The sequence below is a fragment of the Nonomuraea sp. NPDC001684 genome (assembly GCF_053596515.1).
In genome coordinates, this window is the sequence record NZ_JBSFGJ010000537.1 from 1 (window position 1) to 5,832 (window position 5,832).

The 5,832-nt window shown below is 73.3% G+C and carries 5 protein-coding genes; 2 read left to right on the forward strand and 3 right to left on the reverse strand.

What is annotated here, in order from left to right:
* Positions 1-464: FCD domain-containing protein (locus ACWCSD_RS46355; protein ID WP_449925130.1), on the forward strand; the 464-nt coding region annotated here is incomplete at its 5' end.
* Positions 461-1,366 carry a D-isomer specific 2-hydroxyacid dehydrogenase family protein gene (locus ACWCSD_RS46360; RefSeq protein WP_449925133.1) on the forward strand — a complete coding sequence of 302 codons (906 nt, stop codon included), beginning with the start codon at positions 461-463 and terminating at the stop codon, positions 1,364-1,366. The genes ACWCSD_RS46355 and ACWCSD_RS46360, both read left to right, overlap by 4 nt.
* A gap of 430 nt (positions 1,367-1,796) precedes the next feature.
* Here ACWCSD_RS46360 and ACWCSD_RS46365 read toward each other — a convergent pair whose 3' ends face one another.
* The 3 genes from ACWCSD_RS46365 to ACWCSD_RS46375 all read right to left on the reverse strand — a co-directional run.
* Positions 1,797-3,866: a protein kinase domain-containing protein gene (locus ACWCSD_RS46365; protein ID WP_449925136.1), complete on the reverse strand. Its 2,070-nt coding sequence runs from the start codon at positions 3,864-3,866 to the stop codon at positions 1,797-1,799.
* A gap of 120 nt (positions 3,867-3,986) precedes the next feature.
* Positions 3,987-5,123, reverse strand: a complete 1,137-nt coding sequence (locus ACWCSD_RS46370; protein WP_397164360.1) for a cytochrome P450 — start codon at positions 5,121-5,123, stop codon at positions 3,987-3,989.
* A gap of 212 nt (positions 5,124-5,335) precedes the next feature.
* The coding region (locus ACWCSD_RS46375; RefSeq protein WP_449925139.1) for an IclR family transcriptional regulator at positions 5,336-5,832 on the reverse strand (497 nt) is incomplete at its 5' end.

Genomic DNA, 5,832 nt, shown 5'->3' on the forward strand with positions numbered 1-5,832 from the left:
CGGGGCGTGAGGCGCAGCTGCTTGAGCTGGCCGAGCTGCGCGCCGCGGTCGAGCCTGCCGCCGCCGCGCTCGCCGCGTCCAGGCCCGACCTCCGCGTGCCTGACGAGCTCGCCACCCACGCCCGTGCCATGGACGCCGCCGCTCGTGAGGGTGACAGCCAGGCCTACGTCACGGCAGACGCCGCTTTCCACCGGGTGCTGCTGACCGCGTCGTGCAACGGCATGTTCGCCCAGCTCGCCGAGGTGACCGAAGTGCTGCTCGAAGCCAGACGCGAGCTGCTGCTCCTGCCCGAACGCCTGGAGACCGCCGCCATCGGACTCCACCACGAGATCGCCGAAGCGGTTGCCGCCGGGCGGGCTGCCGAGGCGGCGCGGGCCGCCGCGGACATCGTCGGACGGGCCCGCGACGAGGTCGAGCAGATCCTGGCAGACAGCCGCGAGCACGTCACGGAGGTACCCCGATGAGCGTCGCCGTCCACGTCGGCCCTGAGCCGGTCCCCATGTTGGTCGACGCCGTACGGCGGTCGGGCGGCAGCGTCGTGCCGCTGGAGGAGGCCGAGGCGATCGTCTACTACGGGCGCGGCGGCCCCGAGGAGCTGCGGTCCATGATCCATGACGGCATCCGGTGGGTGCAGCTGCCCGCGGCGGGAGTCGAGCGGTACGCCGAGGCCGGAGTGATCACTGAGGAGCCCGTCTTCACCGCCGCCACCGGCTCCTACGGTGTGCCCGTCGCCGAGCACGCGCTCGCGCTCATGCTGGCCGCGGCCCGCAACCTGCCCCGGCTGGCCAGGGCCACCGAGTGGGGGAGGAACGAGTCGAGGGAGTTCGCCGGCTCGACGGTCGCGATCATCGGCTGTGGAGGCATCGGGCGGGCGCTCATCAGGATGTTGGAGCCGTTCGGCTGTCCGGTGATCGCGGTCACCGACAGCGGCCGGGCGCCCGGTGCGCACCGGATACTGCCTCGTGCCCGTTATCGGGAGGCGCTGCCGGAGGCCGCGTACGTCGTCCTCGCCGCTGCGACCACGCCGAGCACCAAGGGCATGATCGGTGCTCCCGAGCTTGACCTGATGCGTACGGACGCCTGGCTGGTCAACATCGCCCGGGGTGCGCTCGTCGTGACCGATGACCTGGTGACGGCGCTGCGCGAGGGACGGATCGGTGGTGCCGCACTGGACGTCACCGACCCGGAGCCGCTGCCGTCCGGGCACCCGTTGTGGCACATGGACAACGTCCTGATCACGCCGCACACGGCGAACCCGCCGTCGTCCTACTGGCGCGGCCTGGCCGAACGCGTGGCCGCGAACGTGCGCCACTTCGCCGACGGTGCCCCGATGGAAGGGGTGGTGTCGCCGGAGCAGGGGTTCTGAGGGGGCAGAGCCCTGGGAATCATCGAAACGGGGGAGTGCCCTTGTCGCGAGCCGTGCCTTTTTGTCCGTAGTCCTGCCTTCTCATTCGGAGTCCTGCCTTTTCGGGTGACGCCGCCATCACACCGCCAACAGACCGCGGCCCTGATGGAGAGGGCTTGGCGTGGGGTTAGCTGGTCGGTGCGAGGTGGTGAGGGGTGGCGATCCAGGGCGGCGTTTTGCCGGGATGTGAGGGTTGGTTCTTGGTTAGCCCATGGCTACTTGGGCTCTGGCGGTCAGGCCGAGTCGCTGGTTAGCTCGGGGCTGCTCGGGCTCTGGGGCTTATGCCTGGGTAGCTGGTTAGCCCTGGGCTGGTTGTGTTCCGGCGTTCAGGTCTGAGTTGCTGGTTAACCCTGAACTGGTTGTGCTCTGGCGCTTAGGTTTGAGTCGCTGGTTAGCTCAGGGCTACTCGGGCTCCGGCGCTCAGGCCGGAGTCGTGTACTTCGAGGCCCGCCGGCTCGGCGCTTTTCGGCAGGTCGAACACCAGCGTGCCGGTGAAGGACTGGCTCGGGGCGATGCGGACCGGGGTGATCTCCGTGCCGCTCTTGTCCAGGAGCTTGCTGCCGCCGTGCAGAGCCTCGTCCTCGTCGATCAGCTTCTGCTGGCCGGGGTAGAGGACGCGGGCGTCGGGGCCGACGTTGTTCACTTTCACCGTGACCTGGCAGGTGCGGCGGGAGGCGGATTTCGCTGGCTTGGGGCACTTTGTGCCGGTTACCGCGAACTTCAGCTTTCCGTCCTGTACCGGGCCCTCCTCGCCTATGGCGGGGGAGCGGAAGATCCAGGCCAGGGTGGCCAGGAGCACCACGAACAGGACGATCACGATCACCAGCGCGGTCATGCAGCCGGTGAACACGCCGCGCTTGCGGCGCGGAGGCGGGTACCCGGGCAGCGGTCCCTGGCCCGTGGTGTGCGGCGGTAGGGGGGCTTGGCCGGTGGTCTGGTGATGGGGGAGCGGGATGTTCCCGGTCCGGTCCATGGGAGGCGGCATCTGCGGCGCGCGAGGTGCCGGGTGCTCCGTGGGGGCGGGCATGGGCGGGCGAGGGCCCGTGCGTTCGGCCGGGGAGGGCATCTGCGGCGGACGCGGTCCGGTGCGCTCGGCAGGCGACGGCATGGCGGACTGCTGCCCAGGGTGCTCCATGCCCGAAGGCATGGGGGGCCGCTGCCCCATGTGCTCTGCGGCGGCGGGCATGGGCGGGCGGGGGCCGGTGCGTTCGGCCGGGGAGGGCGCGTGCGGTGGACGCGGGCCCGTGCGCTCGGCGGAAGGCGGCATCGCGGAGCCCGCTCCCGTGCGTTCGGGTGCGGGGGGCATCGGAACGGCGGCTCCCGTGCGTTCGGCAGCGGGTGGCATGGGGGAGCGGGACCCCGTCCGGTCGGGGGACGGGGGCATCGGGGGGCGAGAACCCGACGCGGAGGGCATCGGAGGGCGGGGGCCCGTGCGTTCCGCAGGAGGAGGCAGATGGGGGGAGCCCGTGCGTTCCGCGGGTGAGGGCAGGTGCGGAGGCCCCGTGCGTTCCGCCGGTGAGGGCGGGTGCGGGGGGCCGGTGCGTTCGGCGGGTGGGGGCATGTGGCCGAGGGGGCGGAACTCCGAGGGGTTCCAGGCGTTGGTCAGGTGTTCGGTGGCCGCCAGCTGGGCTGCGGGCTCGTCGGCCGCGCCGACCAGTTCCAGCAGGAGCTGCTTGGCCGCGGGCCGGCGCGCCGGGTCGGGGTGGATGGCCGCGGCGACCAGCCGGTCCAGGGGGGCGGGCAGGCCGCGCAGGTCCGGCGGCGCGGTACGGGCCCGCGCCGCCATCACGTACGCGTCCCCCTCGCCGAACGGATGGCCGCCGAGCCCCGCGTACGCGATCAGCGAGCCCCAGGCGAACACGTCGCCGGCCGGGCTGGTGTGCCCCTCGAAGACCTGCTCGGGAGCGATCCATCCGGGCGTGCCCATCACCATGCCGGCGTTCGTGTGCCGGGACGCGACGTGCGTGGAGCGCGCCAAGCCGAAGTCGATCACTCGCGGCCCGGCCAGCGTCAGCATGACGTTGGCCGGCTTGAGGTCGCGGTGGACCAGCCCCGCGGCGTGGATGGCGGTCAGCGCCGCCGCCACGCCCACGGCCGCCGAGTGCAGCACCGACGGCGGCAGCGCGCCGTGCTCGATCAGCTGGTCTTCCAGCGAGATGCCGTCGATGTACTCGGTGACCAGGTAGAGCACCCCGCGGTCCTCGCCGTGGTCGAGCACCCGCGCGGTGCAGAACGAGGCCACCTTGCGCGCGTTGGACACCTCTTCGTGGAAACGCGCCCGGTAGACCGGATCGGCCGTGAAGTCACGCCTGATGGCCTTGAGCGCCACCTTGACCCCGTCGGCGCCCCTGGCGAGGTAGACGGTGCCCATGCCCCCCGAGCCGAGACGGCTCAACAGCTCGTAGGGGCCGATCGCCGGCGGATCCTCAGGCTTCAGCGGAGTGCCTGCCGAGCGCCCCACGGTCGCCGTCCTCTCGCCGTCGTCATCCCGTCGCAAACCGAACCGTTTCTTCCGCCGGTACGCCTTTTTCCACCCCAGACTCTAACGGAGAAGCCGCCGCCCGGTGGCGACGAAGCCCGGTCAGCTCTGGCCCGGACGCCGCTTCAGCGGGCGCATCGTCACCCGCAGGCGGGCGGCGTTGAGCGTCTGGGGCAGCGGGCGGTGCGGGGACAGGGGCCGGCCGGTCGCCTTCGGGCGGGCCGAGGCCAGGATCCCGCCCAGGAAGGCCGTGCCGACGCCGAGCATCAGGTGCACGCCGTCGCAGCGCGGCAGGGCCCACCATTCGCCGGCGGCGGTGCCGTCGAGCCAGATCTCGGGGGCGAAGGAATCGGCGTAGTGCAGGCGGGGGCTGCGCTGGTGGGGGGCGAACGGGAGGATCACGTGGGTGCCGGCGGGCACCGGGACGCCGTACCAGTCGGTCTCCTCGGTGGTGAGGCGGGACAGGGCCGGGACCGGCGGCCACAGGCGCAGGCCCTCGCGCAGGCAGGCGCGCAGGTAGTCGGGGTCGGCGCGGGCGCACTTGCGCTGGACGGGGTAGGTGGCCAGCAGGGCGAGGGTGCGCATGAGGCTGGCGGCGGTCACGCTGAAGCCGAGCAGCCAGAACGCCGCCTGCCGCAGGCCGCGCGCCTCCGGCCCGCTGGTCTCGGCGAGCAGACCGGCGAGGGTGCCGGGCTCGGCGCGGCGCAGGTGGTCGAGGATGCGGGCGTCGTAGCGGCCGGAAAGGATCTCCTGACGGCGTCTGGCCCGCCCCCTGCCTGCCCGTCTGACCTGGGCGAGCAGGGCGCTCAGCTCCTCGTCGCCGGCCGCGCCCGCGCCGTAGACGCACCGCCGCGCCACCCGCTGCCAGCACGACTCCAGCCGGGCGTAGTCGACGACGCCGTCCGTCAGCGCGGCCGCCTCCTGCCGGGCCACTTCCGCGAACGCCGGCCGCAGCACGTCGTAGGGCAGGCCGGCGGCCCGTTCGCGCACGGTGGGGACGAAGGCGGGCTCGGACAACACGCGTTCGGCGTCCCGCTGGGACAGCACCACCAGCGCCGTGCGGCGCGGGCCGCGGACGAGCACCGGACGTCCGCCGTACCGGACGTGCAGGCCGGTCAGCAGGGAGCGGGAGCGCAGCAGGTCGAGGCCGGCCGTCGCGTGCGGCGTGCCCGGCGGCAGGAGGGCGCCGGCCAGGCGCAGGGTCTCCAGCACGGTGGCCCTGTGCAGGCCTCTAGGCACGCGTGGCCTCCCCGTCTCCGGTCGGCGTCCGCGTGCCTGGGGTCGTCCGGGCCTGATCTGGCGGGGTCGCGGGCGCCTCCTTGGTGGCCGGGACGGGAAGGAAGTTCATGGGGTCATGCGATCGTCCGTCCGCCGGGTGCGCAAGCGGGGGTCTCGCTGGGCGGAACGTTTTCGGGACGCGTCCCGTGGAGCGTTCCAGGATTCGGAACACCTCAGGCCACCACCAGCGCGGCCGAGATCGCCTGCGCCGCGCCGCGTACGGTGAGGCCCAGCCGGGCCAGCGGCGCGGACGGGCCCGGCGCCGCCACCCCCACCGACATGCACACGCCGCCGCCCGGCCCGAACACCGGCGCGGCCACGCACGACACGCCCTCGGTGTACTCCTCCTGGGCGTAGGCCACGCCGTACCGGCGGACCTGGGCCAGCTCCCGCTCCAGCGTGGCCACGCCGGTGATCGTGCGGCTGGTCAGCCGCTCGAAGCCGCCCCGCCCGAGCACCTCCTCGCGCAGCCCGGTGTCGAAGGCCAGCAGCGCCTTGCCGGTCGCCGTGCAGTGCAGCGGCGCCAGGTCGGTGCCGTCGGAGCGGGACCGGACGCGGTCGTGGCCGTACAGGCGCTCGACGTAGCGGGCCTCCAGCCCGGCGGTCACGGCCAGGTTGACGGTCTGGCGGGTGGTCTCCTGCAGGCAGAGCAGGTACGGCAGGACCACCC